The sequence below is a fragment of the Enterococcus sp. AZ084 genome (genome assembly GCF_051714905.1).
Classification (GTDB): Bacteria; Bacillota; Bacilli; order Lactobacillales; family Enterococcaceae; genus Enterococcus_B; species Enterococcus_B pernyi.
Map to the genome: position 1 here is coordinate 1676958 of NZ_JBIOSS010000001.1, position 18015 is coordinate 1694972.

General features: G+C 37.3%; 16 protein-coding genes. All 16 read right to left on the reverse strand.

What is annotated here, in order from left to right; genetic code table 11:
- Positions 1-187 precede the first annotated feature (187 nt).
- The 16 genes from IGI79_RS07745 to IGI79_RS07820 all read right to left on the reverse strand — a co-directional run bounded on the left by IGI79_RS07745 (position 188) and on the right by IGI79_RS07820 (position 17859).
- Positions 188-517 (reverse strand): hypothetical protein, encoded by a 330-nt coding sequence (locus tag IGI79_RS07745; RefSeq protein ID WP_065095969.1) that lies wholly within the window; start codon positions 515-517, stop codon positions 188-190.
- 92 nt (positions 518-609) lie between these two features.
- Complete coding sequence (locus IGI79_RS07750) at positions 610-996, reverse strand: hypothetical protein (protein WP_065095970.1); 387 nt, start codon at positions 994-996, stop codon at positions 610-612.
- A 151-nt stretch (positions 997-1147) separates the two neighbouring features.
- A complete protein-coding gene (locus tag IGI79_RS07755; RefSeq protein WP_065095971.1) occupies positions 1148-1618 on the reverse strand; it encodes an SMI1/KNR4 family protein in 471 nt (156 codons plus the stop codon).
- Between the two features lie 13 nt (positions 1619-1631).
- Positions 1632-3122, reverse strand: a complete 1491-nt coding sequence (locus tag IGI79_RS07760) for an HNH/ENDO VII family nuclease (RefSeq protein WP_438845813.1) — start codon at positions 3120-3122, stop codon at positions 1632-1634.
- Positions 3119-3466 carry a DUF3958 family protein gene (locus tag IGI79_RS07765; RefSeq protein ID WP_438845814.1) on the reverse strand — a complete coding sequence of 116 codons (348 nt, stop codon included), beginning with the start codon at positions 3464-3466 and terminating at the stop codon, positions 3119-3121. Before IGI79_RS07765 ends, IGI79_RS07760 begins: the two co-directional genes overlap by 4 nt.
- Positions 3466-3747 (reverse strand): TIGR04197 family type VII secretion effector, encoded by a 282-nt coding sequence (locus tag IGI79_RS07770; protein WP_104776886.1) that lies wholly within the window; start codon positions 3745-3747, stop codon positions 3466-3468. The genes IGI79_RS07765 and IGI79_RS07770 overlap by 1 nt, the downstream gene beginning before the upstream one ends.
- Positions 3748-3964: 217 nt before the next feature.
- Positions 3965-5356, reverse strand: coding sequence for an L-cystine transporter (locus IGI79_RS07775; protein ID WP_438845815.1), 1392 nt, complete (start codon positions 5354-5356; stop codon positions 3965-3967).
- Positions 5357-5565: 209 nt separating this feature from the next.
- The gene (locus IGI79_RS07780; protein WP_019724590.1) at positions 5566-5970 is read right to left on the reverse strand and encodes a DUF1149 family protein; all 405 of its coding nucleotides are present in this window, start codon (positions 5968-5970) and stop codon (positions 5566-5568) included.
- A 52-nt stretch (positions 5971-6022) separates the two neighbouring features.
- Positions 6023-6643 (reverse strand): HAD-IA family hydrolase, encoded by a 621-nt coding sequence (locus IGI79_RS07785; protein WP_181055221.1) that lies wholly within the window; start codon positions 6641-6643, stop codon positions 6023-6025.
- A gap of 54 nt (positions 6644-6697) precedes the next feature.
- A complete protein-coding gene (locus tag IGI79_RS07790; RefSeq protein WP_065096347.1) occupies positions 6698-7147 on the reverse strand; it encodes a hypothetical protein in 450 nt (149 codons plus the stop codon).
- Positions 7148-7186: 39 nt separating this feature from the next.
- Positions 7187-7858 carry a hypothetical protein gene (locus tag IGI79_RS07795; protein WP_065096346.1) on the reverse strand — a complete coding sequence of 224 codons (672 nt, stop codon included), beginning with the start codon at positions 7856-7858 and terminating at the stop codon, positions 7187-7189.
- Between the two features lie 212 nt (positions 7859-8070).
- Positions 8071-11751, reverse strand: coding sequence for a hypothetical protein (locus tag IGI79_RS07800; protein ID WP_438845816.1), 3681 nt, complete (start codon positions 11749-11751; stop codon positions 8071-8073).
- A gap of 298 nt (positions 11752-12049) precedes the next feature.
- Positions 12050-15559 (reverse strand): QWxxN domain, encoded by a 3510-nt coding sequence (locus IGI79_RS07805; protein WP_104776511.1) that lies wholly within the window; start codon positions 15557-15559, stop codon positions 12050-12052.
- Positions 15560-16034: 475 nt separating this feature from the next.
- Complete coding sequence (locus IGI79_RS07810) at positions 16035-16409, reverse strand: P-II family nitrogen regulator (protein ID WP_019723997.1); 375 nt, start codon at positions 16407-16409, stop codon at positions 16035-16037.
- A complete protein-coding gene (locus tag IGI79_RS07815) occupies positions 16406-17179 on the reverse strand; it encodes a DUF1538 domain-containing protein (RefSeq protein ID WP_019723996.1) in 774 nt (257 codons plus the stop codon). Before IGI79_RS07815 ends, IGI79_RS07810 begins: the two co-directional genes overlap by 4 nt.
- A complete protein-coding gene (locus IGI79_RS07820; protein ID WP_065096342.1) occupies positions 17176-17859 on the reverse strand; it encodes a DUF1538 domain-containing protein in 684 nt (227 codons plus the stop codon). Before IGI79_RS07820 ends, IGI79_RS07815 begins: the two co-directional genes overlap by 4 nt.
- Positions 17860-18015 lie beyond the last annotated feature (156 nt).

An 18015-nucleotide genomic window follows, 5' to 3' on the forward strand; every position in this document is an offset into this window, starting at 1 on the left:
TCATCTTAAAGAATATTGATACTTAATATAATTCGCCTGCATAGCTTAATAACTTCAAGTTTTTCTGGCTCGAATTCGTTGATTAGTTGTATCCATACTAGGCGGATAACTATTCATTCGTGCGTTCCCAAATCAAGTCTATAAAGTATAATGAGCGCAAAGAATCAGCTAGTTCATCGGTTTCATTTTAAAAAATATATAATATATCTTGTTCTGAAATGAAAGAACTAGGGATGACTTCTTCTAAATTTTCTATTCTAGCGATCATGTATTCCTGCTTTTCTCCTTGAAGATTTGCTGTCGCCCATTTCTTCAATAAATCTAATTCTTCCATGACAACTTCTAATTTTGTATTATCAAATTCCGAGCCATCTTGTATATATTTGATGCCTAACTCTTCTATAGCTTTTTCCCAATACCTTTCATAAAATGATTGCGAGGATATATTTTCACTTAATATAACTTCAGAGTTTACTTCATAGATATCCCCATCATACTTAAATAATCCTACTGACATTAGTCCTCACTTCCACATATTTCATCAAATTCGCCAATAATATACCATTTTTATTTATTATGTTTTATTCGATAATCTAGTTCTGACAATGCTTATTCAACGTTTTCTTTTAATCTCGAGTTTCCTTTATACGATTCAATAATTTGTCTATATTTTACATTCCCAGAATTTCCAAGCAAGCTTAAGATATAACTCAAACATTCATCCTTGAAGTCATTTAAGTGATGAATAATTGGATTTAAGTCAATTGATTTTTCAAGATCTCGATCTTTCGATCTTTCTAATATTGCATCTAATATTAATTCCTTTATGTCATCATCATCCTGTAACGTAGCTTGGACAGCCAGATTATCGATATATTTTTTAGCATTATTCTTTGAAATATCACCATAATCTAAAATGTCTCTTATATAGCCCACCGCCTCCAACTTGTCATTCTTATTTTTCTGTTGATTTTTTAGAATATCTAACCAATCCATTAAGATACTTCCTTCTATTTTTTTGGTGTCTCAATCGGAATATGGGTACTATTTATAAGATCTTCATTTTAAAATTAACTAGTGGGTCTAGAAATTCCGGGAGGTTGAAAATTACCAGAAATTGGATCTAAATATTTTTTACCTTTATTTATTAATTAATTTCGTTTGCTACCATATCTAGAAGAAATTCTCCAAAATTATTGTATAATGCTTCATTTTTCTGTGAACCTTCAGAGAAACCAGGGAAATATGAAGTTATTTTAGGTTCGCTATTTTCATTTAATTCTTGATAATTCAAGCAATACATTTCTCCCATTCCAGTGTTATACAGAATAACTAAGTGGGCTGGCATATTTACTAATTTCCGTTCATTCAAAGTTGCCCAAACGGCATCGGGAACGCCAGAATTTTCAAAATCCTCTCTAAAAACCCCATAAATTTCAATTGAACCAAACGTCAAAGCACCAAAAGACGATAAAAAACGTTTATAATCCTCTGGAAATCGTAAATTAAGTTCTACTTGGGCCTTGCGTATGATAACATCAGTAGCTCCACCAAAATCATCCGCTAAATCCTTATTTTCTTCAATTATTTTTTTCGCCTTATTGTAATCATTAACCATTCCATTGTCTCCTTTATTTAAAATCATTTGCTCTATTTTTCCAATAGTCAGCACGCCATTTATTAAAAGATTTTCTATCTATTCCAGATGGCACTGAGTTAGGGTTGATATGAATCGTTTTAGAATTAATTTGATGGAAAGATTGTTCCACCTCAGCAATAGAACTTATATCTCGTTGCGTCATATGATGTAAATTTATAGGATTACCGTCTGGCCCTAGTGGAGCTAATCCCAGTTCCATTCTTTGAAGATTAGATCGCCCTTTCACATCTATTTTATTGATATCAATTATACTATCTCTTTGATAAACTTTCGTACCTTTAAAATCAACATCTTTTTTCCAGTATTCTCTTAGTTGTGAGTAATTATTAGTAGCTTCTCCACCACCCACCTCCTTAATCTTACCACTCTCCACCTGCTTCACACCAGTAGTCGTCAATACTTTGTAAGACGCATAAGTAAAGCCTAAGACCATCAAGGCTTGACCCAGTTCAGATTCATTGATCCATGTGTAGCCGTCTTTGACATATTGCGAGGTAGAGACGAGACTGCCTAAGAGTGGGTCTAGTTTTTCGCCAGTTTCATAATTAATACCTTGGCGCCAAGCCGCATTGACTTTCTCTTGGTAAGTATCGTACGTCATGAATTGGATCAGTTCAGGGTCTAAGTAGTGACCTACTTTCGTGACATATTGATACAGCTCGGGGTTCACGATGCCGTAGCCTGATTGCTTGTCTTCGATTTTCCAAAAGACACGTGGGTTGCCCTCGCTATCGTGAATAATGAGGGCATAGACGTTGTACTTTTCTAGTTCTTTGTTTTTAGTTGGATCGATGCCTTTTTTCTCGTTTTCTGCTTGTTGCCATTTGTCTTGGATCGTAGTTGTCCAGGACAAATCTTTCGGCATAGAGAATGTCTTCGTTTGGCTATTCCAAGCAGTTTTCGTTTGAGCAAGGCCTTGATTGACTGCTTGTTCTAGACTTTTGATTTCTGTAAAAAATTGCGCGGTGCTTTGGTTGTAAGCTAAGAGTTTTTGGAGTTTTTCTTCCAGCTTGTGTTTCAAGTCATGATACATCGTGAGTAACAACGTATTCTGATTGAGTTGAAACCCTTGGTGTTCTTCCGGCATATGAGGTGAAAGAAGCAACTGCCGTATCCCCTCGGCTTGGGTGATATATTGATTCATTTGACGAATTTGCGCTTCTAATTCGGATTGTTTCAAGCTGATGGAATCAACTTGATTTATGTATTCCTGTGGAAATCGTTTCGCTGCTTTTTCGACCGCTTCGGAGAGTAAGATTCCTCCTTGGACGAGTGGGTAAAGTATTTGAGAAAAATAGGCTTTCGCAGCGTCGTAGGTTTTTCCTTGGAGATTGGGCGTTTGTAAAGTGAATTGAGTGATGGCTTGTTGGAGATTTTGGTAATCAGTGACTTGTTTTTGGCAGAAGTGACTGGCGCTCGTGGCTTGGGCTAAGGAATCCGAAAGATACATATCAATACTCATGTGTTTTGATCCTCCAACAAAATTTTTCTTTTCTCAAAGGCAATCTCATCAAGCTTTTGTGTGATGCTTTGCTGTTGGAGCATTTCGTGGTGTTGACATTCATCAAAGCCATTCATCAATCGCCTACTTTGTTGTGAAAATTCTGTGGTGAATATTTCGATAGATTTAGAGGTATTCGACTTCTGGTAAGACAATTGTAATCGAAATAAGAAGTTTCCGATTTCTTTAAAGTGATTCTGGTAATCTGAACGGCAGGCATCAAGTTGTTTCATTTTCTTTTCCTGTTCTTCTCTTTTTGCTTGCAGCAACGTTTCCTCGGTATCAAGATTTGTCCATTGATTCATTAGCGTCTCTCCTTAAAAAGATCTCGACTTAACTGAGTGTCTAGTGTAGAAAATCCTTGAGCAGCAGTTTGCAATTGATTAGCAGCGCCTGAGATAGCTGAGGCAATTTGATTGGCTGAGTTTTTGGCGGACGTTATGCTACTTTGAATGTCTTGATTGCCAATTAGCGTGGTGCGTGTGTCATTTTGAAGCGATGATGCTTGGTTTAAAGGGGGGGTTGCACTGGTGATTCTTGAAATGGACTGTTGGGCTTGTTGAGAATTACTGCTGAATGTGACCATAGATCTCCTCCTCGATTTATATAGGCTGTATAGAACGCTTATATATTCATTATAACAATACATAACCTTTCGTTGGATGAGAATTGTATTAGATAGGTCTTGTTACCTTATTTTCTTATATTTTTGTGAATCTATTGTTACACACTTTCACTTTTCGGAATATATTTTAGTATAAAAAAAAGCGAGAGCAATCTGCTCTCACTTTTCGTTTTTTCGATTACGCATTCACGTCAACGACTTTTGCTTCATCTTTGATCACATCTCGATCAAGGTCATTGATACGTGCACTTGTAACAATACCTGCTACCATACTACCACTTACGTTAACAGCTGTACGAGCCATATCGATCAATGGTTCAACGGAGATAACTAAACCAACGATCGCTACTGGTAAGTTCATTGAACCTAATACGATCAATGAGGCAAAGGTTGCCCCACCACCGACACCAGCTACTCCGAATGAGCTGATCGTTACAATGGCTACAAGAAGCAAGATGAATTGAATACTAAAGACATCCATTCCAGCTGCTGGTGCAACGATTGTCGCTAGCATGGCTGGATAAACACCCGCACAGCCATTTTGACCGATCGATAAACCAAAGCTGGCAGCAAAGTTTGCTGTGGCTTCATCCACACCAAGTGCTTTTGTTTGTGTTTCGATATTCAATGGCAAAGCACCCGCACTTGAACGTGAAGTAAATGCAAAACTTAGTACTGGAAATGTTTTTTTCAAGTAGTCGATCGGGCTGACTTTCACACCGATCAAAATCAAGAAATGAACGATCATCACTGCAAACAATGCAAGATAAGACGCTAATACAAATTTACCTAAGTTCAAAATGGCATCAAAATCACTTGTTGCCATCACGTTCGTCATCAATGCGAACACGCCATAAGGTGTCAAACGCAAGACTAACGTTACGATACGCATCACGATACGGTACAAGCTATCGATCATATCAGCAAAGAATGATGCTTCTTTTGGTGCTTTTCGTTTGATTCCTAAGTAAGCAACCCCAACAAATGCCGCAAAGATCACGACAGCAATCGTGCTTGTTGCACGAGTTCCGGCAAGGTCTGCAAAAATATTTTTAGGAATAAATGACAAGATTTGTTGTGGGATACTTAGTCCTTCCACTGTTTCTTGTCGTGTCGCTAACTCAGAAATACGAGCAGTTTCGGCTGCTCCTTGCGTAAATTCAGCACCTTGAAGACCAAATGCGATCGTCACACCGATCCCGATCAATGCGGAAATAGCAGTTGTTGCTAATAAAATGGTCAGCACCGTTGCACTGATTTTACCTAATTTTTCTGATACTTTCATTTTTGTAAAAGCCGCAACGATTGAAACAAAGACTAAAGGCATGATCAACATTTGTAAGAAACTAACGTAGCCGTTCCCAACGATACTGATCCAATCCATGGATTGCGTAATAACCTCGTTTTCTACTCCAAAAATCAGTTGCAACGCGCCCCCGAATACGATACCGGCAGCTAGCGCAGTGTAAACCCGCGTTGAAAATTTTGCATGGCGCTTTTGCATACGATAAAACACATATAATAATGCCGCAAAAACTAGAACCACTAAAACTGTGATGAGTGTTGTCATTTTCATCCTCCTCTTAATTTGTAATGACAAGTCCATCTAAGGAAGTAAAGGTTCCCGAGAAGAACTCTTCAGCTCTTCTCCTGAAAATATTTTTTTCAGTGACTTATTCATTCTAGACTATTTTCCGAAATTTTTCCTTACTTTTGCTTACAATTAGTAATAGAAAAAAACACCAGTGATAGCTAATAACTATCACTGGTGTTTTTTTCTTAATTTTCTTCTTTGGCTTTTTCTTCTTTTTCTGATTGGAAGTTCAATTTCACACCTGGCGCATCCAAGGCGATCTCTGTTACTTCATAGGCCAGACGTTTGACCATCTCAAAAAGTGGTGCCACTAATTCATCGACCTCTTCTTGCGTCACATCATTTTGATCTTGGACTTTGCGATTCAAGATGTGGTTGATTTGACTAACGCTTCCAGATAACACATATGTATCAAATACTAAACGAAATTCTAAACGGGCACCAACGATGCTATGTTCTTTCGGATAGTTTTCAATTGTCTCTTTTAGTGGTGAAAAACCTACTTTTAAGTCAGTTTGTACCTCTTGATCAGGTTTTAAAAAATCATAATGAAAAGCTTCTACTACTTCTTTTTGTCTTCTAATTTCCATTTTATCACTCCTCTGTTTAAATTATAGCATAACTAAAGTTGAAAGGGGATACTTATTCTGCATTCTTTTCGATTACTAAAATATCCGCTAGATTTGCCACAATATGGTCGGCAGGAATCTCACCTAAGAAATGATCGATATCATATAGGCAAGTGTGGATCTTTGCGTTGATCCCCGCTTCAATATCTAATCTTCGGTCCCCTACCATCATTGTTTTTTCTGGGTCTAAATAATAACGATCGATCAAGTGATTGATTGCATCAGGTGCGGGTTTTCTGGCAAATCCTTGGTCGATACCAATCACTTCTTCGATCAAATCTGCTAGCTCAAAGACTTTTAAAAGTTTCCAAGTAGAAGCCGTTACACGATGTGTTAAAATATAATGTTTTGCTCCATTCTGTTTTAAACGACGTAAAACCATTTCAGTCTCTTTGAACGGTACTGAGAGTTCTTGATATTGTTCTTCATATTGATGAAACAATTGATTGAAGGAGGCTTCTTCTAATTGATAACTCTCTCGTAGTTTTCTCACTGATTCTTGCTTCATCACGCGATATATTTCCTTTTTTGGTCGTTCGATACCAAAATCTTGTAATGCTTGAGATACTCCTTCAACCATCGCCGGATACGTATCGAACAATGTCCCATCAAAATCCCAAATATAATTTTTAATCATTCTTTTACTCCTTTTTACTCATTTCACTAGACCTTTGCCTAATATTTTTTCTTATACCTTTGTTGTGAATTGCGTGCCGCACTTTTTACAAGTCACTCGAATCTCACCCTTGCCTTTCGGCGCCCTTTGCTTGAGTTGACAAGTTGGACATGAAAAAATCGTGTAGGTAGCGCTAGCTTGTTGTTCGGGTTGACGTTTCAGTTTATTTTTCATTTTCGTAAACCAGCTTTTGATCGCAACTGTTTTTTGTAAATACGCTTGATTTTCGTTTGAACGAACATAGATTTTCTTTGAACTAAATCGAGCGATGGTCAAAGCGATAAAAACGAAGAAGAGTAGATAGCCTAGACTGAGAGGCAACCAATATCTAACGACAAAGAAAAATAATCCTAAAACTAAAAATAAACGATTCAATGGATCAAGACGCGCATATCTCCCTTTCATGACTTGTTGATATTTTTGTTGAGCTTTCATTATACGTTGTATCCAAATAGGTCCCATTTTTTTCTCCATTTCTCTTTTATTCAAAAAGAAAAAGCCTTAGTTGGCCTTTTCCATCGTCATTTGTTGTAACACATGACGGTTCCTCATAAAATCGATCACGATCAGTTTTTTTTCATCTTCACGTTTTACTACTCGAAAGGTATCTTGTAAAGGGAATGTTAACTTCTTAGATTGGATTTCCTTCAAGCGAACAAAACGACGGATCAATGAGAGCAATTGTGGAAACTGGATCGATGTGTGTAATAATTCTGGATATTTTTTTAATAACTGCGTTGTTTTAAACAAATTTCTTTTTCGGCTGATTTGTTTTAAAAAACTTTTTAATATCTTTTGCTGCCGCTGAAAGATTGAAAGAGCGCCTTCTTCATCGATCTGGTAGCGCATCTGACGTTGTAGATCTTTCACCGATAGATGTACTTCAGTAGTACCTGACTCTACGTTGATTCCTTGAGGGAAAAGTTCTGAAATTGCTTTGTCCCACTCTTTTAATGATACTTCAAGATAGTCATTCATTGGCAGTTGAAGTTCTTGAATAAAAAAATGCTTGGCAGCTTGAATGCCACCTTGTTCGTAAATCTCCCCAATCGTCAACCCTTCTAAATGAAACTCCGGCGAAAAATGCAAGACTGTTTTATGTTCATCGATTTGTGTATAGATGAATGTCGACCGTTTGAGAATCGTATCTTTTAAAACAACTAAAAAATTCATTCTTCTCCCCCTTTTTTCTACTACAAAATAGCATATTTTCAACGGTTTGTGTGCAAATATGCAGGAGATTTCATAAATTCTTATTCTTTGAATTTTATACGCATATAAAAAACTTATTTTATGGCTCTATTCGTTTTTTTATTCATGCATTTGATGTTATGGGCGATTCGATAACCGTTACCTAGTATCTGAATCTAAAGGTGTCTGACAACTTATAGATTCAATTCGGTGCGCCTTCTGATTTTTTGCTCGTTAATAAGCCTTGTATTCGTATCATTACTATTTGTTTTACCTATATTTTTAATTGCTGAAAAACTTCTATTTCCCGAAGGGGCTTGTGTATGCTGTGAGGCGTTGATTTCTGTCGTTATTTCCGCGTTTTCTAAGGTAGTTTCCAATGGATGCTCGTATACTAAATTCTCCACATTAACTACTTCAATCACAGCAAGAGCAAACAATAGGTCGCCGTTTCCTAGTTGGTCAGCTAGACTTCTTTTCATGGGTGCGCGCTCAAAAAAGTTTCGTCCTAATCCAATATCACGAATACAGGCCATCAGCATCTCAGCATCGGTTATTTGAAGGTTTGCTTTTAACATCTTGTCAGTCAGTACAGCATTCAAGACCGCTTGTTTTGTGACAGTCGGCAATTTTAACATGTCACTTACATTCTCCACAAAAGAATTAAACCCCTCGCCATGAATTAGCTTCAGAAAATTTTTTTCGTATCGCTCTCGAAGATCTTCTCCACTGTTTCTGAAACCTACCGGACTCCTTGGATAACTGATCAAATCGTCCGATGACGCGACAATATGGGTCACTTCGTGCATAAGAGTATCCTTGGGACTTGGCTGCGCTTGAATCCCTGGTCTAGTAGCTGGATCCACATGAAAACTATCAAGCATGAAAATAATTCGACATTCAGGGTCAAACCGCATGACAAACGCATGTGCACCCATGTATCCTTTAATTTGCGAGTAGTAATTCTTTGTCACCTCATCACGCAATAAATCAGTAGAAACAAGCCAAATATTTTTAAAATTAAAATCCTCCGTTTGTTGAAGAAGCTGCGCACTTTTTTTTGCAACTGATAACAAGCGCTTCATAATTTCTTTTAAAATTTGTTCTTGATTTTCCGCACCATCTAGTCTAAACATTTCGATTAAGTAAGCTCCCGCAGTTGTAGTTGCAAGAGCCCCTTCTTTTGATAGTTCCTTCTCCTTCTCTATAAATTTCTTGAAATTTTCGTGCGCATTGTTAAACTCTGCAGTAAATTGTTTTAGAAATGGTTTGAGTGATTCTGGTGCCTTAGTGATATCGATACCAGAAAATACACGATAATTCGGATTTGAATCTTTGGGGAAATACCCTTTAATTCCTGAAGTAATTTGTTCTCTTAATTTAGCTTCATCACTTACTACATAAGGCGGGAATTCTGGGACAAACTCCGATAAAACGGGTACTGTCACTTTTGGATCTTCCACTATATCTGTATCATCAGGAAGTTGTATTGCTTGGCGAAGTTTATTCCACTCCTTCGCATAAGGTAGTGTATCTGGAAGCTGGAAATATGGTGGGTATCGATTATCAACTAATACTTGTGATGAAGATGACGCTAGATGATCAAAGAGTGAATCAGCACCTTTTGAAGTGCTAGGAATTTGGTCATCTGGGACCTCGTCTTTCCCACCTGCGGGTTGCGCATAAGATTGAAAATTGAGGGAACGTTTTTCTAGTTCCGTTTCAAATCGGAACTGATCATTTGCTAAATCTAAGCGTAAGACTGTCATCGGTTCAAGAATATCGTTTTTAACTAAATGATAGCGCTGTTTCTCTTTATGGAATAAAACTAAGGGTACATAACGCTCATTAATTTTTATATAGGTTCTACCTGTCTCTGAAATCATCAATCCCAAATGATCTGGTGGTGAAAGCGTGCTGGGCTCTTTCAATGATTGAAATTTATAGATATCTTTGCTTACTTTTTGTACTACTTCTTCAGAGAGCGTTCGCGAAGTGGCTGGTTCGAAATACCATTCAATGCCGTTGTAGTTCACAGGAAAAACCCGTTCTCCTTCACAGATATCATAACGTACGCCTTGATCCTTGATGATTGTTTCTCTTATAGGCGTAATTTTATTTTTTATTATAATGTAACGCCTACTTTGCTCTCCTTGTTTTTTTCCTGTTAAAATCATTCCATCACCATAAAACTTGACGTTTGGATTCTTTTCCTCGACAAACTGTTGGTTAATATCCACTTTATTGGATAGACGATTGATCAAATCAAGTTGTTCTGAGGTAAAGGAGGCTTGTCCTTCAAACACTCTTAATTGTCCTCCTCGCAACGTATAGTATTCTCCAAAAACATCTCTAGTTTTCAAATTGGTTACTCGCACGTATAGTTGGGCTTTCACCCGTTTGACGAAAACCTTGGGTCCATTTTTTTTCAGCTGAGCGGAAATAAGCTCTTTCGATAATGGTTCTGATGGTTTTTTTATTTTATTTAGCTTTACCAGTAGTGGTTTGATATCTTTTCGAATAAATGCGCGTGTTTTCATATTGATCAGCTTCTGGAGGACTAACTGACTACTCCCTTTTACCAGTTCAACTCCAGGATCAATATAACGGATCACACCTATTACTAGAGACTCTATCTCGGCGATATTGGGAAGGGCCCGCACACTATTTTTAACCATTCCTTCTGCACCACCCGCTATTGTTGCTTTTGCCACGGATAAACCGAATTTCAGATTAAGGGAAGTGACCTGTCCCAATACAGGTAGTAAAAGCACCACATCGATTGTGCAAGAAATAGCTGCTCCTTTCGTATCTCGATTATTGATCCCAACAATGCAATCATAAAATGGAATAAAATGCTTGACACCATCCCAAACAGCACTAGCAACTGTTTTATCATTTCCTGAATTATATAATTGGCGATACAACTGGTCCCGATGTTTCTGAGCAATCCTGTCAATCACTGTTCTCAAATCCCCTTTAGAAGTGATTGCGTTCATTCGATCAACTTGACTAGAAAAAGTGTAGTCCTTTTTGCCGATTCGAATCTTTTCCCCAGCTTTCGAATATCCTTCTCCCCAGACATTTTTTTTATCAAACAAGCCATATTTAAGATAGAGCATAGGATCCTGATCTACACGATAGATAGCATAGCCTCCCTCTTTATCTAGGTTTTTCAAGGCATACCACCGTTCTTCTTTTTCGTTGACAGCTACCAAAATATTCGTCTGTTCTAAATTAAGAGTTGTATCCAGCCAAGTTTCTCGATTCCCAAAAAATACTGGAGGAATTGATCCTGGTGCGGAAGGCGCATAATAGCGCACTTCATTTTTCAAATGAGTAAATGCTTCATAAATATGTGTCTTTGGAGAAATAATAAAATTGAAATCTTCTATATTGAGTGAATGAAATGCATACTCCATCAACTTCTTATTTAATGCACGGTGCTTGTCTGCTACTTCTTTTGTTAATTCGGTGTACCATTTTTCTAGATCTCTTGGGATCCATGGCCCGGGGCATGGGTTCCCCCCATCAAGATACACTTGATCTCCAAATAAACTCACTCTTATCCCGAGTCGTTCACACTCTGCTAACACTTCATTCACTAACCCTTTTTTACGCCGCCAGTTTATAAAAGCCTCTTCATACTCTTGATACAGATGCTCAACATCTTCTTGATTTTCCATATAACTGAAATAGCCTTTTTGGTAATAACTCATAAAACTACTTAATGCAAATTCTTTATGAATACCTAACTCCATCGCCTTACTTAACCGCTCTGGCTCTAGTTGTGCTGTAGCTAATAAGGCTGGCACAAAAAAATAATTCAATTCATTTAAATTGTCTATACCTTGATGAGTGGCAATATCAAACAAAAACATTCCAAAAGTATTCGTTTCATTTTTATTGAAATTCGAACGATAGCCTGTATCTTCTAAAAATTTTGAACCAATCAATTGCATCAAAGAGTCATAGTCAGATATCAAAAGCTCATCAGCTAACTGACTTGTTTCTAGGAAATAATTTGGGAGCATTTTTTTTGTCAATAGGATCCATAGTTTCGTTATCGTCTCTTGTTCTTCCTTCTCAGGTCGTTGCTTGATCAGACCTGCTTCAATTAGCTCATGTACCTCAAATAACTTTCTAAGACGGCCGATAGTAAACGTTGCCGGATCAGGAGCGGAAATAATGCTTTGGACGATGTAGGTTTCCACCGATTTTTTCCAGAACTGTTTCAAATACCCACTTCATGACTGTTGCTTCAGCGTCCTTATTTGAAATCTTCTCGTCTGACTTCCCTCCATAAAGATCCAACTCATTAAGGATTATTTTCGCAACTGCCTGAACTTTGTCTGGCATTAACACCGTCCCAACCCCTTCTTGCGTAAACCATTTTCCGACAGCAAGTAAAAGCTCTTCTTTCGTGGGTCGTTCAGATAATAATCCTTTCTGTCGAAAAAAAAGTTCCATTTGGTTCTTGATATTTTCAGATTGCCATTTTGACACTATCGCTTTACTCATAGAATGAGATTGTTTTTGCTCTAAAGTATTTTCTTTAGGTTTCACTTCCATAGATGGAGTGTCCATTTCTATTGTATCTTTCATCCACTTAACAAATATTTGTTGCGCTTCTTCGTTAGAGATCACCCTCTCTTTTTCATCCCCAAGAATTACCCGAACTAATTCTTTCAATTTTCCCCAATCGATCGTATCAATCTCTAACCCTTCTACTAATGCCCAACTAGCGGCACTTTTCACCAAGATATTTCTATTACTTAGATCGTTAGCAAACCCTCTTTCTGATAAAAAATTGGTCATATTTTTGCATATAACCTCATTTTGTTCAAGAGTAAAATTGGGTAAAGAAAAAGCCAATGGTTCACTACTCGTTGGTTTTGAGGAATCAATCTCATTCTCATGTAAAAAAGTAATGATTTTCTTTTCTAGTTCTTCCCTTTTATTTCCTTTGTTCCACTCATAGGCATAATTTCTTTTGTCTTTTTCAATTGTATACCCATAATACGCATTATTATTCCCCCATTGAAGATAGATAGCAAAAGCTTTATCGATCGATAAATCTTTTTCCTCGAGTTTATACGTTTTTACAATGATTTCTGCTATTTTTTTTACTCGTTTGATTATTTTTTTATAGGTCTCTCCAGCAATAATCCAGTTATCTACCGCTTTTGAGACATCCTCAAGGTACTTTCCTTGAGTTGGAATTCCCTTTTCATCTAATATCTTTTTCAAATCATTAACTGCTTTTACTATGTTACTCCTTACTTCAAAAAGTGGCGGATAATAGACAAAAGGAATCAATGGATGTTCATGAGATATTAAGTCATAGCGCTCATTGATAAAATCATCATAGATTTGATTACTTTCACTTTTTTGTTCTTGATTACGGGCTAATAAAGAATCTTCCCATGGGGATAACTTATAATAAATCGTTTGCTGATCCATTTTCTGATACTCATTTTTCTCAAGTAAGGTATTGGTTTTCCACTGCATGAAAATTCCGAATAACTGATTGGCTGATAGGGAATCTCCTAGTCTGCTTTGTCCCACTCCATAAGCTTTTAAAATAACATACGCAAGATACTGAATTTTTCTCGATTTATATGACTTCTTTGAGCCCCAATCTTCTTGGCTATACTTTTCAATTGCCTTTACCAGTTCCAATCCACTGTCAGAAGAGGGTGTAATACCACTTTTTTCAAGGAGTTTCTTTAGTTGTTGATTCACCTCACTAGTTTTTGCCCTATGCTCAAAAAGATCATATTGGTAATAAAAAATCGGTAATAACTCTCCGTCGTTTACAAGGGGGTTACGATTATTCATGAGATCTGTCACAAGTTCATCAATCCGCTCTAAGTCCGTTTTCTTAGAGGAAATTGTGGCAGGTGTAGTCTCACTCACAGGCTTGTTTTTTTCTTCATTACTCAGAACATTTGAGGGTGTCCATGTAATTTTTTTTACTATTTTAAATTGAACATTTTTAAATATATTATTGTTTCGCCATTGAAGGAAAATAGCATTTGCTCGCTCATCAGTCATTCCATGAGTTGAGAGGCGACAGGTATCAAAAATGATATGTGCAATCTGTGATCTTCTATCAATCACTTTTTCAACTACTTCGCTATTTTCCAATTGTTGTAGATTTGCGAATACAGAACGCATGGAGGTATCGTCTTCCAGCCACCAGCCATAACCCTCCTCTCGTAGATATTTTTTGACCGCTGTATTGATTTTTTCCGTCTCATTCCGTTCTTGAAAAAGAGCGTAATTAAACCAAAATGGCAGTTGTTTTTCACCCAACTCGTACTCAGGCAAGGTATTTTGAATGTATCTTTTAGTAACTAAAAAAACAAGATTAGAGGTTGCCATTTGCAAAGTCTCATAGGATCTCAACGAAGATTCCAATCGATGATCAGAACGTGGATTCAATGGGCTGATATCAAACCATGGAGCTGCTTCAACTCCCCTTACTTTCAGAACATCCCATTTATCAATATAATCATCCAAAGTATCTGATAGTTTATTAGTTAAACTCCAAAGCTGTGAGAAGATCCCTTCCTCTCTAGCGTGTGTGATCGAACTATTTTTTGAAAAAAACAGTCCTTGAAAAGATTCCGATATGAAATCAACTAGTGATGCAGATACTGATTCTGCATTCTTGGCTTGGTCATCCGATAGCATTTGTTGCTCATCGTTCATGTAAAATACTCGATTTATCATCTGCAGAAAAAGATCGAGCACTGAAGTACCGTTTAAATCTTTCATCTGTTCCGTGAAGGTTGCATTTTCAGGAATGCTAAAAAAAATAGTGAATTGATCGGTCATATCTTTCCAAAAAGCTGTTATCAACGAATCCTCATTGATTGAAACGATCTCGCTGGTACTGCCAGAAGGAACTATGTCAGTTAGTCTAAACTGATAGTTAACATTGGCTTCAAATACATTTTTTAATTTCTCAGCCGAATTTTTAGCTATAAAATGGGAGGAATTGGTTTCTTTTGTAGGTTGCTCAAAGTGATTTTGGGAGAGGGTTAGGGATTGCTGTTCATTTGATTGCTGTGCTCTCAGAATAGCTGCTTGGCGGATTTTGCTAAACTGGTTTTGCGTATGATTCAAAGATTTCTGGGCGCCATGTTGCTTTTGATTAGAAAGTTCTCTATTCATCGTATAATTGGCGCGTTTTGAGAATAGCTGGGCAAGCTGCTGCATGTTGAGATGCCATTGATGTGTTTTAGCCGTTAGATAAATCATTGGATTAATTGAGGATAGTTGCTCAATGAGGGGATTGACTGTTTCATGAACGTCTGGATAGCTGAAACGTTTGAGGTCTGCACTTGAACTTGAGGAGGGGCTTGAGGGGCTATCCATCGTGAATTTCTTTTCTTTTTGGCGAACCTTTAAATAAGTATCTTCTTTAAAAGCAGCTGACTGTTTCTTTCCCACTTGCTGACGTGTCAAGGGGACTTCCCCTACTATTTGAAAGTTACCTAAGATATTGCAAATATAAAGGTAACCCGTTAAACTTCTTAGACCTTTTGGCGTAAGCGTATTTCCCATTTGATTTTTATGATAATTCGGCCACATTTGATCATTTAACTGTTTAAAATCCTCGTGACGTCTATTGTACAATTTACCAATCTCTTCGGAATAACTGTCTTTAGTCACTATTCTCACTCCTTAAATTTATTTTTATTTTTTTCTACATTAAACAAAAAAATAGCACACACACTTTAGAGCCATGACTTAAACTGTTACTATTGTCATAGTATCCGAGCGATTTCTCTTGATGGACTTAACTACTTCAATAGCACATACATCCACCGATCCTATATTTAATCTGTCTCAAGGCTAATTATAAGTAAATACAAGAAGTCTACCTCACCTTTTTCCAATTAAAAATCGAAAAAAAGTTTATCTAATCAGAAGTTTCTTTATTCATCATTTTAAGTTATAACCAAAAAAATGCTGATCCAGCAACATAGACAAGAATTTTTGGCAAAAGAAAAAGCCGTAAAAAACTTAAAATAGCACAAGGTCTATTTTGTTTTTTTCGACTTATTGTCAAAATAAGATTATTAAATTTTCGTATATTTCAAGGTAAGTGCTCTTCCGAATTTAGCAACTTGCATTTGGATGAGTTTCAATTATCTTCTAATAAATCTTTCATTTCAACGACTTCGCGATATTGATGGATTTTTGTAATGCCAATCACTTTATCGATATCAATACTAAAACAAATACCATTGCCCGGAACATCGATCTTGATGCCTTTTCCGATCGCATCCATCACTTCATTTGTCAAACTATCTGGTACTAATGTCAGGACGATATCCTTTTCCGGTGAGATATCCAACCCTAAGAATTTTCCTGTGTCATGGACTCCAGAACCACGTCCATGTAAAATCGTCCCCCCTGATGCGCCAGCCTTCTTTGAGTAATCGATCACATCTTCCCCAATGCCACCATCCACGATCGTGACGATCATCTCGAGATTTAGTGCGACTAAATCATTCATTGTTGTTCCTCCATTTGTTGTAATTTTTCTTTGTTTTTCTGATCTTTTTTGTCTTTTTGTTTATAAATGAACCCTAAGACTAATGTTGATAGTATCGGTGTCAATGCGATCATTGCCACCACACCAAATCCATCAATAATTGGATCTCGACCGTCGATCTGTGTGGCGATTGCCACACTCATAGACAAAATAAAGGTAGAACACATCGGTCCTGTGGCGACACCACCGTTATCAAAAGCCATCGATAGAAAAATCTTGTCAACTTTTGCACCTAAGACAAAAGCTAAGCCATATCCAGGGACTAAGAAATAATAAAGAGAAAAACCAGCTAATAAGCGCCACATGGACAGACCGACTGCTAAACCGATCCCAATCGAGATCACTGCTAACATGACTTTTGCATGAATCCGACCTTCACTTAGTTCTTCGACTTGTTTGACCATCACATGGATGGCTGGTTCTGCAAAACCTACTAAAAATCCCATAACAAACCCTAAAGGGATCAGGATCTGATTATTCGTTAAAGAAGCAATTGCACTCCCCAGGTGTTGTCCCACTGGCACATAAGCAACATTTACACCATGTAAAAATAAAATCAATCCGATAGTTGTGATCAAAAAACCTTTCATGATATCAACAAAACGTTTTCTCCTCAATTTGAATGAAAGAACGTTCATTAGCACAAATAGGATCACGATCGGTGCCACCGCAAGGATGACTTCATATCCAACTTGTCCAATACCTGTAAAAAAAGTGACCAAAAAATTCATTGGAAGATCACCCCCAGGATCATGACAGCCAAGATAGGACCAAGTGAGGCGATACCAACCATGCCAAAGCTATCGTTTTCATTTTTTCCTTGGCGGATCATGCTTGTCATTCCACCAGCCAAGGCTAGTATAAACGGAACGGTCACTGGGCCGGTCGTGACTCCACCTGCATCAAAAGCAATGGGCATAAATTCATTACTTGTAAAAAAGGAAGCGATAAGTACCGCAAGATAACCGATCACCATCAATCGATAATACGACAGTTTAAATACGACTCGTAGGAGTGCAAAAGCTAAAAATACGCCGGTTCCCACACTGACTATACCGATCAATAAGACTCGACCAATCTCTCCATCCGAAATATCAAATACTTGTTGACCCAATACTTGTACAGACGGTTCGGCAATCGTGATCACGATGCCAATCAGAAAACCCAAACTAATAATGATTGGTAGACTTTTCTTTTTGATCATATATTTTCCGACTAAATCACCAACTTCCATCATCGAATAATCCGCACCAAACAAAAAGAGACTCATACCAACCATCATCATGATTGCTCCTAAAATGAATCTTCCCATGGTTTCAACATCTAATGGTGCAAATACAAAGGTCAGGATAACGATCAATATCGTCATGGGCATGATCGCAATGATTACTTCTCTAAAATTTTTCTTCATATATCCTCCTCCTTACTTCTAGTTTACCTGATTAAAAGTAAGTTTACGAGGAAAAACCGTAAGCGATACCATTTTTATGTAAAAACGGTAAAAAAAACAGCAACAAACTAACTAGAGCATCAAAAAAATCAACGACTATTGTTTTTTGTCTTTGCA